At 35.3% G+C, this 17,778-nt stretch carries 10 protein-coding genes; 5 read left to right on the top strand and 5 right to left on the bottom strand.

Annotated elements, in window-relative coordinates; translation table 11 throughout:
• Window positions 1-33: 33 nt before the first annotated feature.
• The 3 genes from UABHE_RS00695 to UABHE_RS00685 all read left to right on the top strand — a co-directional run bounded on the left by UABHE_RS00695 (window position 34) and on the right by UABHE_RS00685 (window position 3,258).
• Complete coding sequence (locus UABHE_RS00695) at window positions 34-678, top strand: nucleotide exchange factor GrpE (RefSeq protein WP_372368216.1); 645 nt, start codon at window positions 34-36, stop codon at window positions 676-678.
• A 60-nt stretch (window positions 679-738) separates the two neighbouring features.
• Window positions 739-1,230 carry a zf-TFIIB domain-containing protein gene (locus tag UABHE_RS00690; protein ID WP_372368215.1) on the top strand — a complete coding sequence of 164 codons (492 nt, stop codon included), beginning with the start codon at window positions 739-741 and terminating at the stop codon, window positions 1,228-1,230.
• A gap of 330 nt (window positions 1,231-1,560) precedes the next feature.
• Window positions 1,561-3,258, top strand: coding sequence for a SpoIIE family protein phosphatase (locus UABHE_RS00685; RefSeq protein WP_372368214.1), 1,698 nt, complete (start codon window positions 1,561-1,563; stop codon window positions 3,256-3,258).
• On the opposite strand, the gene mnmH is transcribed toward UABHE_RS00685, so the two are convergent.
• The 3 genes from mnmH to UABHE_RS00670 all read right to left on the bottom strand — a co-directional run bounded on the left by mnmH (window position 3,246) and on the right by UABHE_RS00670 (window position 6,287).
• Window positions 3,246-4,262, bottom strand: coding sequence for a tRNA 2-selenouridine(34) synthase MnmH (mnmH, locus tag UABHE_RS00680; protein ID WP_372368213.1), 1,017 nt, complete (start codon window positions 4,260-4,262; stop codon window positions 3,246-3,248). The two genes, UABHE_RS00685 and mnmH, sit on opposite strands and share 13 nt — an antisense overlap.
• Window positions 4,263-4,495: 233 nt before the next feature.
• On the bottom strand, window positions 4,496-5,812 hold the full coding sequence (locus UABHE_RS00675; protein WP_372368212.1) for a family 10 glycosylhydrolase: 1,317 nt from the start codon (window positions 5,810-5,812) through the stop codon (window positions 4,496-4,498).
• A gap of 259 nt (window positions 5,813-6,071) precedes the next feature.
• Window positions 6,072-6,287, bottom strand: a complete 216-nt coding sequence (locus UABHE_RS00670) for a four helix bundle protein (protein ID WP_372371548.1) — start codon at window positions 6,285-6,287, stop codon at window positions 6,072-6,074.
• A 208-nt stretch (window positions 6,288-6,495) separates the two neighbouring features.
• On the opposite strand from UABHE_RS00670, the gene UABHE_RS00665 reads away from it, so the two are divergent.
• A complete protein-coding gene (locus UABHE_RS00665; protein WP_372368211.1) occupies window positions 6,496-7,701 on the top strand; it encodes a hypothetical protein in 1,206 nt (401 codons plus the stop codon).
• A 167-nt stretch (window positions 7,702-7,868) separates the two neighbouring features.
• Here the strand turns inward: UABHE_RS00665 and UABHE_RS00660 are convergent, their stop codons facing one another.
• Together UABHE_RS00660 and UABHE_RS00655 are read right to left on the bottom strand one after the other, a co-directional pair.
• Entirely contained in the window at window positions 7,869-9,107 is a 1,239-nt protein-coding gene (locus UABHE_RS00660; RefSeq protein WP_372368210.1) for an MFS transporter, read from the bottom strand.
• A gap of 7 nt (window positions 9,108-9,114) precedes the next feature.
• On the bottom strand, window positions 9,115-11,706 hold the full coding sequence (locus UABHE_RS00655; protein ID WP_372368209.1) for a GAF domain-containing protein: 2,592 nt from the start codon (window positions 11,704-11,706) through the stop codon (window positions 9,115-9,117).
• Between the two features lie 706 nt (window positions 11,707-12,412).
• Between UABHE_RS00655 and UABHE_RS00650 the strand changes: the two genes are divergently transcribed.
• Window positions 12,413-17,770, top strand: a complete 5,358-nt coding sequence (locus UABHE_RS00650; RefSeq protein WP_372368208.1) for a hypothetical protein — start codon at window positions 12,413-12,415, stop codon at window positions 17,768-17,770.
• Window positions 17,771-17,778 lie beyond the last annotated feature (8 nt).

The raw sequence follows: 17,778 nt of genomic DNA, 5'->3' as shown, positions 1-17,778 counted from the left end.
TTTACAGTCGGTTTTTATGAAAAGGTAAAGGGCATGGAAGATAAGCATTCAGAAAAGCCAGAAGAAACAGACGGCAATATCGATAGTGTAGAAGAACAAAAGATCGAAGAGCCGCAGAAAGATGAAAAAGTAGACTATCGCTCGCAAATAGAAAACATGAGTGATGAAGATTTGCAAAAGCTATTTGAAAAAGCAAATGAATCTTCAAGTTATATCGAATTACTACAAAGAACAAAAGCTGACTATGAAAATTACCGTAAACGTCAAGAGCGAGATCGTGCAAATTTTTTGAAATATTCAAACCAGGATATTTTAAAACAATTATTAAATGTTATAGATAATCTTCATAGAGCAATTGATTTAGGAAAACAAGTAGAAGTAGATAAGAATTTCTTTGAAGGTATTTGTTTGGTTCAAAAAGAACTAGAAAAAACCTTACAAGACAACAATGTAAAAGAAATTGAAGCTAAAGGAAAACCGTTTGATCCTAATTTTCATGAAGCGGTATCGCAAATAGAGTCAGCCGACTGCCCAGAAATGACCGTCATTGAAGCTTTTGATAAAGGGTATGCGTATCACGATCGCGTTTTACGGCCTAGTAAAGTTGTTGTAAGTAAAAAACCTGCAGTGACCGAAGAAAGCTCGGACACTGAAGAAAGCTCGGACACTGAAGAATAGAGTTCCTATTCGTTCAAAAATATCTAATCACTTATACTAAAACTCTACACGGAGGCATATATGGATTGCCCACGTTGCAACTTAGCAATGATACCAACAAAGTATGAAAATAAAAATGTATTATGTTGTCAATCTTGCTGGGGATACTGGCTATCAACTAATCAACTAGATAGTATTTTACATACATTAGTCTATAAGTTTGATGAAAATGAAAAGCAAAAGATTTTACATGATTTATCTAAAGGAAATCTTGCAGTACCAGCTAATAAAGATGGAAAAATCAAATGCCCTCAATGCCAAGGAGTGATGATAAAAAAACCATATAGTAGCTCATGTCCTATTATTGTTGATGAGTGCTCTTTACATGGAGTATGGTTAGACACAGGAGAGCTAAAGGCTCTACAAATTTATGTCGAGCAACAAATAGGAAAAGTTAATGCTAAAAGCGATTTAGCATTACAAATAGATTCCATCGATAGAAGGTTAGCTGTTGTAGAACAAAAACTGGATTATCTTATAAACTTTATTCGTAAAGTACGTGGCGACGGCTAAACAAGCATACTACAGATTAGAATATCTTAAGTAAATTTCCGGATTCAAAATATACTCTCCCACAGAGTTTGTGGGGGAGTAATCAGTCTTAATCCATACTAAAAACCGCAAACCCATGTATATTCTACACTTCAAACGAACAAACAAATCAAAAAAAGGCAAGTTTTTACCTTTTTTTTCTCCACCACAAAGTTATATTCTCTAAAATAGCCCTACTGGAAGAAAGATAAATGTTAATGCGTCTATTTCTAAAGTAAATTTTTATTGTGACTTACTAGGCTATGTATTAGAATATATAAAAAACGTAAACTTAAGTCTAGGGCACGCAAAGTGAATAAAAATTATACAGTTATTTTATGTGTTGATTACGAAGAAGAAGTTCTAAAGCGCTATTCCAACTTACTTCGTAGTAGCCAAATACAAGGCCAATCAACTAGAAGATTTGGGAGTTTGTATATCAGCAAACGCCACCTCAATGTTTCTCACACTTCAAGCATTGAGTACAATCTTATCCTAGCGTTTGGTCAAGATGATGCTAATGACATCGCAAATAGAATATTCAACGAAGGCGGAGAAATTGCTGTTGCTTTTTTTGACTTGAATACAAGCGAAGTAGAAATACGCCCCCTGATTCGTTCAATGCGCGAATACTTTCCCTCTCTCATTTGCGCTGTTGCTGTTCGAGACGGAGAAGATAGTACACGACCGCAAGATCTTTTTTCATCGCCAAGTGAATGGTTATATTACCAAAGTCGCCATGGAATGCAAGAAATGGAACAATTAATTGCACACCTAATTTCTTCATTTGTTTTACACCGAGAAAAAGAAAAAGCTCTTATTAAAAATGAGTTTATTCGCGAAGGATTACGCACAATTCTCGATGCTTCACCAGAGTTATTGCAACAACAAAATACCGTTCATCTTGCTAGCAAAGTTTTGAAACACTTATGTGCAATTACCAATTCAAAAAACGCATTTGTATTACTAGTTAAAAATAAAGACTTAGTTTATTCTGGCGGAATAGGTGAATTTGCGACAATAGATGGGTTCCGTAAAAGAGATTATCATCACCAAGAACATTTCTTTCAAAATGTTCTTGCAAATAAAAAAGTAATGCGTTTAAAAGAAGGAGTTATTACTCCACTTTTGGTAAAAGATCGTAGAGTGGGAGTTATCTTTTTTGATAATGAGGAACAAGGCATACGTCACTCCGAACTACTAGAAGTTTTTTCACACCATGTTGCTTTTGCAATAGAAAATCAAACCGTACAGCAAGAACTTAAGAAAAAACAAGCTCTTGAGCACGAACTAAAACTCGCTTCAACTATCCAAGAAAGTTTGTTACCCAAGAAATTCCCTGAATCCACAAACATGAGTATTTATGGTATAACACGCAGCGCGAAAGAAATTGGCGGCGATTATTTTGATGTTATTGAAGCGCAAAACAATTTATACTTCTGCATCGGAGATGTTTCTGGCAAGGGAGTAGCTGCAGGTCTTATAATGAGTGAATTACGTTCTTTTGTACGCGCTTTCGTAGAGATTTACGAATCCTCAAAGGACATACTTCTAAATAGTGCTAAATTGCTATTAAAAGATATTGCAGGTTCTGGAAAATTCGTGAGTATGTTACTATTGTGTTGGGATGGAAATAAACTATCTTATTCTTCTGCTGGACATGAACATATTCTGCATTATCGTGTTGCAACAGGTAAATGCGAAGCATATCGCTCAGGGGGTGTTGTCCTGGGAGTTGACTTTAAAAACTTTTCGCGCTTGGTAAAAGAGAAAGAACTACAATTAGAAAAAAATGATGTTATTGTTCTTTTCACTGATGGAGCAACAGAAGCACATAATGCCAAAAAAGAAATGTATAAAATAGAACGCTTAATTGAAAAAGTCGAAGAATATCATCAAATGGATATGAAAGAAATGATCGAAGCAATATTAGTTGATGTTCAAAGCTTTATAGGTAAAGCAGAACAACATGATGATATAACACTTTTAGGAATGCGTTATTTAGGGTAATTTTTTTCGTTAAGCCACTCTATTATTTGATCATGTATTTGTTGTAAATCATTACCGTGGAAATTGCGAATGATGCGCTGATTATATTTTTCTTTATGGTAATCATAACCTTTGTCGTAATAATCAAGTAGTACATCAACCCACTCATAACTCCCTACCTCTAAACTTTTTTCTATATTTTTTAGACGTAGTCCTCCCAGTCTTTTTTTTAATTTGAGTGCACATGTAAGTATATTTAATTTAGAAAAACTTCCGTATTCTTCAATAATCCTTTCTTTGCGGACTTTTAGAGGGAGTTCTACATGAAGAACATCGTGTTGTTTTAATCGTATAAAAAAAGGCTCTGGAATAAATAACTTGCCGATCATTCGACTTTCGTTTTCAACAAAAACAGGCTGATTTTCAAGTTTATGCCAATGATTAGCAAGAAGATTTTCAAACATTTCTTGGGTTGGTTGAGATTCTTTGCCTAGTCCACCAAAAACAGATCCTTTGTGATTTGCAAGTTTTTCTAAATCAAAAATCTGAATGCTTGAGTTTCGCAACATTTGTAGTAAGTCCGTTTTGCCAGCCCCCGTCTTTCCAGATAAAACAAAGAGATTTCGTTTTATACAAAGAACTTCGCGACACCAATTGCGATAAGAACGATATCCTCCCTCAATGCGTAGCGGTTCGAGCTTAGCTTCCTCTGCCAATTTATAAATAATCTCAGATCTTTTACCACCACGCCAACAATGGATGATAAGTCGATTATTCTTACTCACTAATTTCAAATGCTTTTTTATATCTAAAAATCGTGGACCGACGAGATAGTGACCAAGTTTTAAAGCAGCAGAATTTCCTTTTTTTCGATACTCAGTACCTACTAATTTTCTTTCGTGGTTATTCATAAGCGGAATATTAGAAGCGTTAGGAATATGTGCAATTGAGTATTCACCTTCACTACGAACATCTACAATTGGAATATTCTCACTCAGAGCTTGTGCGATGTTAATTTGTTTCATAATGCCCTCGATCAGAGATAGGAATGTCCAAAATGAAAAAATATAGGAACATCCGTAAAGGATGCTCCTAGTAACCCGTAAAATACAAAACAAATGTTTGCTTCTTCTTTCACGGACACCCACCGTCCCTACAATCTTCTAGGTATCGAATGGATTTGTTGCAAGAAGTCTACCGCCAAAAAGTAATTATAGATATAGTGCGCTAGAAATCGTAACTCATTTTGGACACTGTCCTAGTCTAATACAACTTTATTACAAGTAACAACTTGTCCTCCGCGAACATCAATTCGTTCTTCTTGGGTACCAAAATTTATTTTGTAAGTACCCTGTGGTAAATATAGAAAACTAAAGCGTCCATTTGCATCTGTTGTTGTTTTTAAACTTAAACTAGGTATTGATATTTCTACCTGCTTTTCAGAAATTACACTACCAAGTATATGTCCAACATCTTTTTGTGATTTCCATGGCATATCAGGTACACTTGCTTTACTCTTAAAAGCTTTATCAAAAATAGCTTTGTACCCAGCAGTCGATTTTCCCGATTTGGCATTGTTAGCATAACTAAAAAGTATAACACCTTGGCTCTTTTTTTGTTGTGCGTACAGAAGTTGATGTATAGAATAATCTACAGAAATAAGATAGCTACCTATTCCCATATAAACATGTCTATTGTAACTATGAGCAACAATATCATCTGTGCGCGATTCAAAAATATCATGAGTACGAGCATAATTCATTGGGAAATTAGCATCAATAATTCCCTCTTTCATCCAAGTAGCCCAATCTTGAAAGCGATTGTTAAAAGCATCTGAACGACTAGCAAATGTCGCAGCCGTTATCTTCATGCTTGGTTTGCGACTAACTATTTCTGCATACATACTACGCAACCAGCTAGTGATTTGTTGACGTCGCCATTGGCTAAAAAGAGGGTCATTTGCAGCAGGTTGTCCACTTTTATTATACTGTTTATTAAAACGTTCAATTGCTACAGGATTATAACCTGCATTTTGTTGAGGATATCTAATATAATCAAAGTGATAACCATCTATATCGTAATTTTCTACGATATCTAAAACGACTTTCCGATTCCACTCTAAAGCTCCAGGGTGACCTGGATCAAGATAATAACCTTCGCTAATTTTTTGGTTACCACTATTATCCTGTGTTAGATATTCATTATGCTTATGATAAACATGTTCAGGAGAACTAGGAGTTCTACTTGCTACTAGAAAAGTTGTAGCCCAAGCATGCACTTCTATATTCATTGCATGTGCTAAATCGATAGTAGTTTGCAAAGGATCGAAATTAGGATCTAGATTTTTTCTTCGCGGTTCAGTGTTAGGATATTTAGGATGATAAAGAGCATCACCTCGACAACGAATTTGAACAGCTACAGAATTATATCCATAATCTTTCGCAATATTTAACATTTCTTGTATTTGTTGTTTATTGTATAAACCTTCATTCCAAGCATCTACCCATATACCGCGCCACTGTTCTTGAGCAAATGTCGAAATAATAAAAATCATTACTAGAAATAAACGTTTCACATCTAACCTCCGATATGTATTTTTATAAAAACTGTGTTATTAGTTTTATTTTAGCAACTTTCTCTCTATTAAAGAAGCCTAAAACTTCATCATCGTTTTTGCCAAAAAAACACTACCACTAAAATCCAAAAATATAGGCCTGTCATCATTCAAAGTATTGTCTATTTTTTCGAGCCCGAGCCCGCTTGCGAGCCCGATCTCGTCTAGCAATTTAAGTCTTACGTTTTTACTTGAACTTTGACCAAACGAGTAAGCATTGCTACAACTCGCAAAAGAAGTTCTCGTTCGTTTTTAAACATCGACAGATATCAATAATAGAAGCACATTCAGTAGCAGATCGGCGAGCAATTCTATAAAAACGAGCTTTCTCGGCAGAACTAAATTCACCAGCGCCTTCTGCTATATTTAAAGAAATCGACAAAGCAGCACGCTGGAGTTGATTAGAAAGGTGAGAGTGGCCTTTTGGCGGCTGTATACTTAGTTTCTTGCATTATTTGGCTTCATTAGCTTGAATGATGACAGGCCCTAATAAAAAATCAAAAGCAAAGATTATTTTTACAAAAAAATTTCCTTTTTTTATTTATGGTAGTCTAGGAATATGAGAGCGGCAATAAAGCGGTGTATTAATTTAGCTTTAATTCAGTCTATTACTTTAAACATGTTTTTATTAGAAAGTTTAAATAATGAAGAGTTTATTATGTTTTTTAATATTTATTGGATGTATTTTCGCAAACACATCAATAGAATCGGTATATTCAAAAATAAATGAGTTATCAACAAATGAGGATGTTTTACTTTCTCATAGAGATAGTGGTTCTGTTTTAAGTAGCCTATGGAAGTTATCGGGAAATTTTTCTGTAGAAGATTTTAAAAGTGCCAATAGCCAATGGACAAATGACCAAGGTAATAGTATTTTTAGCGCATTCATCATTGACGATGTTCTATTTTTAAAAATTAAAGAGAATAAAGACAATACACATTTATGTATGTGTTTGTCCCCTCGAAATTTTGGCTTGCAAAATATAAATGTTGATTTAAGCGCGGTTACGCATGTAAGCCTAAAACAGCCCAAACAAGGAAACGAAGCGCAGCTTTCCATCATAAAAATAATTCCTAAAACTATTAAGACTTCAAAAAAACAAACAGTAGTAAATCCAGAAAATTTAGCATCCAAAAGCCAAAATCCTGTTGTTGGAATTTCTTCTTTAGAAAACGGATTAGCTACCATTATTTTGGATCGTAAAACTGTATTAAAGCAACAAATGGAAAAAGGTAAGGTGTACCCTCTTCCTATGTCACTATCTGCCAAAAAAGTGACCATTCGGTTTACTTATAGCGAAAAACCTTCTTCAGAAACAGTTGCAGCTGGTATTTTGCATCTTCACACCTCAAACGCAAAACTTTATAAAAAAACTTTTACCCTAGAAAATCAATCTTTCGGCGTTTTTACTGCTCCTTTGCCGTTTGATTTTATGACAGCGAACAAGTTAGAGGCAAAAGTTGTTAAAGGAAAAGACGAAGTTAAACAAGTAACAATCGGAACGAATTTTGGCAAAAAAGTGATTGTTATACAAACGAAGAACACAAACCCAAAATTAAAAACAGATGTAGAGGTTACCCTGTCTTATGTCCATGATCCTTCTATTAAAATTGATAAAATGACCAAAAGGTTTCGCATCAACAGCACTGGTAATTTTGGTGTTAATTTTGGCAAAGAAATTTTATCAGTAGAAGAATTCAAAAGAGTAAAAAATCACAAAGTTTCAAAGGTCAAATTTAGCGAGAGTATTAATTTTTCATCAGTAGAAGTCTTTGTAACAAATTATAGTGCGAAAAGTCTCAATGCTTTTGTTGAATACCAAGTAACCGTAATTGTTTCCGACAACTAAAAATTCAGCGGTTTTTGTATATTAGGGCGCAGAAGCGCCCTAATCTGATTTGAATAAGATGTCGAAGTAACGACAACCAGTCAAACTAAAAAACTTAGGGCATGTCAATATTTGAAATTTTAAATATCAACGCGCCCTAATTAAAATCAAGTCCTTTTTCTGACATCTTAAGTAGCCACAGCAGGTGAAAGTGACAACGTGCGTTTTTCAAAATGCAAAATAAGAATGTGATAACTAATTACTCCTACAATATAAAGCGCCGCCGTTATCAAAAATATGTAGCCATAGCTAAGTTCATAAGTACGCAAGTATTTGAACATTTTTCCGCTCAAAAACCAACTTCCTGACCATGTAGCAGCAGCTAAAGCGCTAGTAATCTCTTGATTTTTCTCCCCCACGTATTCCATCGTTAAATGCGCCGTCATTGGTCCAGCCATATTCATAAGAGGCTGGCGCACTACAAAACAAAAAAAAGCAACATACATAGCAAAAGGTATATTGAGTACATCTGTCAGTGCTAAGGCTGTCAATGCCATAACTGCTGCACTTTGTGTACTTATTATGGAAGTATGTAAGCCATATTTACGTCTAACTTCAGGAACATAAACAACGGCAACAGCAACAAAACTTGCTGTAAAAAAATTGAGTAGTGAAAAAGAGTCATAATCTAACCCATGAACTGAATAAAAAAACAAATTCATATAAGGAATGGTCAGTCCTGCACCTATTGCAATGACAATTCTCGGAAATAAAGCTTTAAACACGACTGCCCAATCAGTATGCGTATTACCATTAGCCTTTACTTCTGGAATATATTCGTTTTGATCTATACGAGAAATGAAATATATACTAAGAAAACCCATTGTGGTAAACGCAACAAGAATGTTTTGTTCATTTACGTTTGGAATATTGCCAAATACAAATATGAGTAAACTGCAAATTACCATGCTAAAACTAAAAGTAGCATGAAGTAAGGAAATGGCTTCGGGTTGTTGGCTAGGTTCAGTATTTCTTACAATAAAAGGAAGAGCGACAATTTGTATACAGCTAAAACATATTCCCATAAGAAAAGAAGTCGTTTGTAACATGAGTATATATTGATATTTAGCAGCATATAATGTAAAAAAGGCAATAACTGGCATACCATAAGCGGCATAGAAAAAAAAAGGGCGGAGTGCTTTCCCTTTTATATAAAAACCAAGAGGAAAAGCACAGCATAAGACACCGAGGAAACGATAGGATGTTATATCGGCAATAACAGCATCTGATAATCCTCTTTTTGCAAGGTAGATATTAAATATTAAAATAAATGAAGTGTTAATTAAGTTTAGGCAAAATTGTGCACAGATAACATTTAAAATATCTTTTTTCACAAGTTGGTAACTTTTAAATATTTTATTGAGCATGACAGTTCTATTCTTTGAATTTAATTATGCGATGTATGTCATTTATATCAAACGGCTTACGAACATAGCCGTCTGCTTTTTTCACATATTCTAGAACATTCGCATCCTCTGCTCTTCCCGAGAGAAAGATTATTTTAATTTTTGATGATATATCGCGAATTTTTTGCACTAAATCAAAATTTTCTTTTGCTAACTCACTGTAAATATTGATGTCTAGGAATACTATATCAATAGCTTTTTCTTCACACAACTCTAAAGTTTCTCTGCCTTCTGTTACTGAAAAAACATTAAATCCCTGCTCTTCAATAATTGTAGATAACAAATCGCGTGTTTCATCTTCTCTTTCTAAAACAACAACACTACGTCCAACATAATACTTTATACGTCTGGTTGTTGTATTGCGCCCGCGCTCTTTATTAACAGGCAAAATCATCGTAACTGTAGTCCCTTTTTGCAACTCACTTTGCAGAGAAATATCTCCTTTTAACGATTTGACTATGTTATAGCAAACAGATAAACCTGTCCCCATACCTGGCTGTGTTCCACTACCAAAACTCCCTTTAGTGGTATAAAAAGGTTCAAATACTTTTGCGCAATTTTCTGACTCTATACCGCGACCATTGTCAGTAATAGACGTGTATATCTTTGCATCTTGTTCCCAAGTTTTAATTGTAATAACTCCATCGCCTTCTATTGCATCACGAGCGTTAATCATAAGATGCAGAAAAACTTGTTCTAGTTTGTCTGGAATAGTGTATGTTTTTGTGGTGTCTTGAAAGTCTTTAATTACCTTTATATCTTCTTTTTCAAGAGCAGGTTTTATTAGCTTTAAAAGCGCTTCAATAGTACTTTCTACTTTAACAAGTTCTTCTACATCACCGCGCTGTTTAGAAAAAGAAAGTAGACTTTCTGTTATCTCGCATGCTCGCTGACTTTGTTCAATGACAATATCAACTAAACGATCTTTGTATTTATCATTTTTTTTGGCTATTTGCGAAAATCCATACATACTAGCAATAATGTTATTAAATTCATGGGAAACACCAGCCGCCAATAAACCAACTGCGGCCATTTTTTCGGAGTGAATGAGTTTGTCTTGCATAGATTTTATACGCTCGGTTCTTTCCACTACACGCTCTTCTAGTTCTTGGTTCCACCTTGCGATTTCTTCTTCTTTCTTTTGAAGATCTTGATACAGCTGTGCATTGGTAAGTCCTACAGCAGTATAACCAGCAAGAATTGTCAAAATCTGCATATCTTCATTTTTGAATAATTCGTTATTCTTTTTATTACCAATCCCTAAGAGTCCCATTGTTTTTGTTTGAACATTATTTTGTAGCGAACTTACCACAGGAACGATAATAAAAGTATCACCTAAAAGTTTTTTTTGTTGAAGTGCCTGCAACTCTGGATAAACATCATTTATATTGTTGGTGATAATTGACTTATTTTCATTGATAACTCCGTATAACTCTCCAGGTATCTCAAATTTCCCATGAAGTTCAGAGGGAATTCCAATTGAAGAACACAATTGATATCCGTCATCTTCGCGTAGTATCAAAAAGCTTTTTTCACAACTCAATATTTGCGAAGCATATTCTACAGCATAGTTAATAATAGTTTTTTCTTCTAGAGAAGACGATAAATTTTGCGTAGCATGCGACAACGAAATGAGATCTTCATTAAATTTTTGATGTGCTTTGTACAAGCGAGCATTCTCTATCACAACAGAAGCCTGTAGAGCTATTTTAGTAAGAAGATCTAGGTCACTTGGCATAAATAAATTTTCACGATCTGAGTCTAGATATATAATACCCAAAATGTCTTCTTTTCGTAGTAAAGGAACACAGATAGCAGATGTAACGTTTTGATTTACAAGGCTATCTTTTTCTTTAAAACGAATATCCTTCATTATATTTTCACATAACAAAGATTCTCGCGTTTGTAAAACTTCATTGAGAATACTTTGGCTAATTTTGGCGTTGGTATCTTCTTTATTTTTACTATTATTATGCACTGCAACAGGTTGCAAGTTTTTTTTCATCTCATCGTATAGAAGAATAAATGCCCGATCAGCAGGAAACTCTTCTAAAATAATATCCAAAAACTTTTGTAACACTTGGTCTAAATCAAGTATACCACTAATCGCATTTGATACTTTATACAAAACAACCAAGCGCCCGTGAGACTTATCAATGTTGCCTAGACTCTGTAAAACATGTTGTGCGCTATCATAATGTTTTTGACGCGACTCTATTCGCGACTGCATTTTCTCATCGACCACTGCAGGCGTATTTTCTAATGTTTCTTGGTCATCAAATAACAATATACAACTACCGATAGTAATTATATCTCCGTGTTGTATACGGATTTTTTTTTGTTGTACATCGTTTACAAATAGTTGTTTATTTTGCGAAATGTTCTCAATCCAAAATTCATTATTTGTTATCTCTAAAGAAACGTGGTAAGGAGAAATACTTCCTGAACTTAGAACAATTGTATTTGAAGGGCTTCTACCAATAGTCACTTTGCCTACAATCGTGAAACATTTATTTTCCATCTCAGCATCTGGAGCGGAAATAATTATGATTTGTGCCAAGATTTTACCTTTCTTGCAAAAACGTGAAATAAAATATGTGGAAAGAAAGAACATTCCTAAGGCGTGCAGTAACCTAATTTTACGCAAAATAATATATTATTTCGTTCTACACCTCTTAGCTAAAATAACAAAAATATCAGTATTTAGGAAAATTTTTTTATACTCGCTGAAAAGCTTAGAAAAATCTTGAAAACACTACTGAAATAGGCTACAATCCTGTAGCAAAAAAATATCACATCTTCTCTAAATACCACAATACCTTTTGTTTAAACAGTGTACTATAAACACTTGGCTATTATACAGCATATTTTTGAAAAGATCTCATTGTACAACATTTTTACACTCAGAAGCTTTCAGAGTCCCAAAATAAAATTTGAAATCACTTCATATAAAAATTATGGGTTATCTCAAATTTTATTTTTGCCTTCTAAAGCGTGGGTGAATAACAAAGTAAAATGATTGTCTTTAATAATAAATAATCTTAAGTTGTGATTATTTGCTAGGATACGTCCTAACTAAGCGCGTTACCATCTTAGGCGTATCTCTATTTAGAATTTTGCAAAAACCTAGATAGAGACACACCTAACAAAAACAAGTTTTCGATTGCTACAAACTTAGAAAAGAAAACTTAAATTGGTAGAGCGCCCCAAACACGTAAAAACTTGTAACAAGTTGTAACTATTTAGAAAGGTAGATATAAACACCTATGTCAACCGATCCTTCAAAAGGGATTCAGCTAAAAGATGGTAGTTTTACCTTTCCTACAGCACTAAAGTGTAGGGTAGATAGAAAAGCACTAAAGGCAATCCCTCGAAATTTTGAAATTTGTAAGCAAGGGATCGAAGCACTTAATGATCTCTTTTACGAAGCTCCACCTGAGAAAAAAGAAGGCGTTCTAGTACAAAAAGCCATTTGGGAAAATGTAGAAGAACGAATTCAAGATGTCCAGGTATTTAATGCTGGAGCTAACTATACTGATTTAACTAATCAGACACTTCCTATACGCGTTAATCTGCCAAAAGGAAACCAAAGTTACCCTTTAGATCAAATCCTAACCAAAGATTTGAGTAATCCTTATCTTGAGATGAAGAAATTTGCTCGCGAACTACTCGATGTTGTTGGCGCAATTCGCACTCTTCGTGAAGAAAAACTTTTTAAATACGATGATTTTTACATCTATCCAGGTAAAGATGCCTTTGTACTCACTGACAACGAAAGCGGCGAACGTAAACTAAACGTTGCGATACACTCTATTTGCCCTGACAGTATCGAAGAAAATACTTCTTCGGAAGAATTGTGTCTAATGGCAATCAAAGACCTCATTCGCCAACGCTGGGATTTTAGTTTATTCAACCGTGTACTAAAAGCAAACGATTTAAAAACTGTTTTTACAGCTCTTCGTCATCTTTCAAGAGATGTTCCAACTCTCGAACGCATTGCTGTTGGTACTGCTTATGCAGCGGCATACACACTGATAGGCTTTGTTGCTTTCTCTATAATTATGTTCTTATCAGGGGTAACTCCGTGGAACAAGGCAGCACTACAAACTGTTAGCTACGAATTCTATGACAGTGAAGGTAATGTACAAGTCAAAGCAGAAGATCAAACAGAAGAAGAAAAAGAAGAGAAACTTGGAAAATCGAAGGTAGTAAGTCGTCTACAAAAAGATCAACAAGACAAGAAAAAATTCAACGAAGTTTCTAGTTATCGTATAGTTCTCAACCGAAAAGACACCAGTAGTGATGTCGTTGAAATGGTTGGAACTTATCAATCACCTTTGCGCTTAGAACAAATGGGTGGCCTTTTTGTTTTTGATAAACTAGGTCTTAGCACACCGCTTGACCGTGTTTACGGCCTAAACGCACAAAAGCCAATCGCACTTGATGCGCTAAAATACGATGAACTAGATATGGTAAAAGCGGCAACAAAAGAATTTGAAGTTAACGGTAAAAAAATTACTTCACGCTTTATCATTAAAAGTCAAAAAAAATGGGGACGAGAAAGATTTGATCTCGCACCTACTTCTAAAGAAGGACAAAGTTTGCCTTTAGAAGTTATTGTTGAGAAAGAAGGTTGGTCACTAAGTTCACAACCTACATCTGTGACTTTTAAGCAAACCCAAGACGAAAAGGCTTCTGGTGTTGCTGAAGAACTTCGCGTATTTGCTAATCCAGCAAAAGACTCGAAAGAAAAAAGTCAAGAAATCAACAATCGTGCATTTTACCGCGTAACATTCAAAAACACCGATTTGCCAACAGTGCCTATCGAGATCCAATTCTTAAAATCTCCTAAAGGACCTGTTGTCGCAACAGTAAGTTTTTCTGAAACCTATTATAACGGTGGCCTTCCTACTACTCGCTCTATTCGAATTCGCACAAAAAGAAACCGCGATTTTGATGAAGAGGAAGAAGAGGAAGAAGATTTTGACGATGAGGATGAAGAAGATGATCGTCCACGTCGCGGTCGTTTAAGTCGTCGTGATCCTGATGTTTTTGAACTAAATGGTAACAAGTATTATTCTCTTGCTAAACTACCTGAGTTTACCACTGTAAAAATTGCGAATAAGCAACTTCCAAGTGAAGACATTGAATGTTCACTACACATTGCAGTTCCAGGGATTAATAAAACAACAGAAATTCCAATTACATTTAATCCAAAAGAAGAATTTTTGTTCAAAGAAAACGAAATGGTTCACGTTCGTTCACAAGTTTCTGGTTTAGGTTATCCAATCGAAATCCAAAAGCGTTTGTGGAGCCGTAATCCTCGTAAGCTAGAAGCAGTACGTTTAGCTGATTTCACATATGAACTAAACGATGGTGCAAGCAAACAACCGCTTGATAATTATGGTGCGCTAGGTATTGGTTTTCAAATACAATCAGATAGTACACTTTATTTTTACAATCCAAAAGATGGTAAAACAAATGCGATTGAAAACTACACAGTAAAAGACAACGTTCTCTATTTTGCTGCCGATGAAAAAAACTACAAAGCAAATAATTCTGGATGGTTTAAATCTACTGAAGGCAATTTAAACTCAGTGACTATCCGCCGTCAAACAGCAGAAGCGATTACTCAGCTTTATGTAGTTGTTCTTACAGATAAAAATGTAGAAAACGCTATGTTAACTCTAAAGAGAAGCAAACGCATAGAACTCGAATTACCAATTTCTGCTAAGTCTGAAGAAGCTTTAAAAATTGTAACATGGCGTCAACTTGCTCCAAACCAAACATACAAAAAAGAAGATTGGTTAAACCAAGAAGACCCTAAAAACCAAGAAGTAGTAAATATTGCCGGACCTCTTGGCGGTTTACGCTACAATGTTATCTTATTTGCTGGCGATGAAGCTGTCGCTGATGTTTCTAATGAAGCGTACCTGAAAATAGAAGATAGATCTCTATTAAACATGATTTATCAAACCGTTGATAGCGACTGGTTTACTTACAATCAGGCAAATATTGATGGTATTAAATCACTTGGCAAACCTGCTGTACAATTGAAGTTTTTAAAGCGCGCAAAAGACAAGAGACCTCCTTATACATTACTTGACCACAAAGAAATCGGCTCTGTTGCCACAAAAGAACTCTATTTCTTAGCTGATCAAGATATTATTGGTAAAGTTGCAAGATACTACGCAGTTGCTGGTAGTGGTGTCAAAGCTGGTGAAAAAGATAAGAAAACTAAATTAACTTTTTACTTACCAGAAAAAGACATGGAAGCTTCTATTGAGGTAAATGTTTCTCGTAAAGCCGAACATGAAATAGCTTGGGATGTTAAATTTGACCAAGAAAACAAGTCTTTCAACATTTCAGTGCAAAACTACGAAACAGCAGATGCTGATACCTTAGCTAAAGAAATCCGTTTCTTACTAACATGTGCTGCAACTCAGTTAATGCACAGCGGTTATCACAAAGAAGAAGGTAAAGTTCATAGTGATGACGATCGTTGGTCAAAGATTATTGCTTGGGCACTTCAATCAGTAGGCACAAAAGATCCAAGTGCTCCACCATCAGAAGTACTAGGTACGCTCGCCGAAGAACTAGGCACATCTTTGGGTAAAAAAGAAGAATTTGCAATCAAATTAGCTTATCAACTTATGCGCGAATCTCTATTCTTAGCATGGAGTAGTAAAAGTGAAGATTTGATGAATGATTTTCTTGGCTTAACCCACTTAGAAGAAAGTCTAGCGGCAGGTACAAAAATAGACAACGATCTTTATAATCTCAATGTTGAGTTCTACCCAACACGTGATTTTCCTATTCTCGTTGACTCACCAACACGCTTTAAAAGCGTTACTATTAAAGTACCGTTTGATAAAGTAATGCTAGATAAAACAGCAATACAACTTCACGAACTCAATGAAAGTTATTACCGCGGTGTTCCTACTCATTTTGATAGTGTACCACGTGTAAAATCTTACCTTGCAAATCTTTACCCTCATAGCGATGCTTTCCCAGAGCAAAAATTACAAAAAGTAGGAAGTGGTATTCAGATTTCTGAAAAACTATACCAAAACTTACTACAATACTCTTTATGGGAAGAACGTTTAAAGAACTCAGTGAAACCAAAATCTAAGTTTTGGGTCGCGGTTCAAGGAACAACAAAAGAGTTCACTGATGTTGACGGCAAGATCAATATTCCACAAATGAACAACATCGCTCTAGAGCTACAAAAAAGCATCGAGTCCTACTTACTAAGTCCAGTTGAAGTTCGCCGTGTTTTCTGGGGTGATCCTGAGCTAGATGGTAAAGTACGCACTCCAGAAGAACGAGATAAAAATCGCGATAAACTAAGTAAACAAGAACAAGAAGGTTTACTGAAATTTGTTGAACGTTCAATGATGCCGCAATTTACTTCTAAAAAGAGTTGGTACTCTAGCTTTGAATTTGTCATCGACCGCCAAACATTAGATAAGTGTCCTTTTGGCGGAAAATGGGTATACATGAAAACCTATCGCCCGCGTGCAGACGGTCTTCCAGGAGAAGAGAAAAAGATCAAATTGTTTAAGCGCAATGGTCTGAGCCTTGATCCATGGCCTAGCCGAGACTATAGTGTTGAAATTTTTAACTATGGTGACAACTGGGCAGGTAATGCTGACACTAAAATTATACGTATTACCGGTGTTGATGCATTTACCAATTTTTATGAAGACCATACCTCTTCCGAAGTTAAAGGTGGACCAGATAAGCGTATTCGTTTAGATCTCTTCTACGAAGATCGTACTGGTGAAAAGAAAATAGCTCGTGCTGGTGACATTAGTCCCCCAGTAATCGATTTCCGCGTACACCCAAAAAGTGTTATTCTTTTTGAAATAAGCGGTTATCAAATTTCGCCTGATCGTTTACGCGAAGTTATGCGTAACAAAGGTCTTAGCATGTACGTAAAGCGTGGTACAAAAAACTGGAAATGGAATTTCTCTGTAGACAATGGTCCGGTACTATCTCCATATGCGTTTGATATTCAAGCAAGCGAAGTCTTTGAGAACAAGGAAACCATTGAGCTAAGTTGGAAAGAAGAGCCAGAACCAAAAGAAAGTTCGCGTAATTTTTCTGTACTACAAGAACAATACGATATGGAACTTGTATATCTTGATTCGAAAGAAAAACTTCCAGAAGAACAATTCTTTCCATACTATGATTTTGCAAATATTTGTACTGCTTACGATGGCGGTACTATCCAATCGCGTCGTATGTTTGATTTGTTGAACAAACTATTTGAAAATAGCTCCCAACTAAAATCTGTAGAGAAATTTGAGTGGACAGAAGAGTTGGCCGATATATACGACAAAAAGCATACTTTGGAAAATAACAATGTGCAGATGTTCCAGTACAAATACGATGAATCTCACGTAATTACTACAACTGTATATGAAAATGTTTATGCACCAGAGGCGTTCAAAGGCAAACACCCGCAATTAACTATTCCATCTACTCCTACTTTGAGCCAAACCAGAACTCTTATATGGAAGGTTTCTCCAAAAGAAGGTAAGAGTCGTCGCGGTTTTCCTAAGTATATTTTGCAGAAAAAACTTGTACCAACTAGGGAACAAATAATTAGTAATGAATAGGAGATGAA

The sequence above is a fragment of the Candidatus Uabimicrobium helgolandensis genome, from assembly GCF_041508025.1.
Lineage (GTDB): Bacteria > Planctomycetota > Uabimicrobiia > Uabimicrobiales > Uabimicrobiaceae > Uabimicrobium > Uabimicrobium helgolandensis.
Note: the sequence above shows the minus strand (reverse complement) of the source record. Positions and strands in the feature narration are given on the sequence as shown.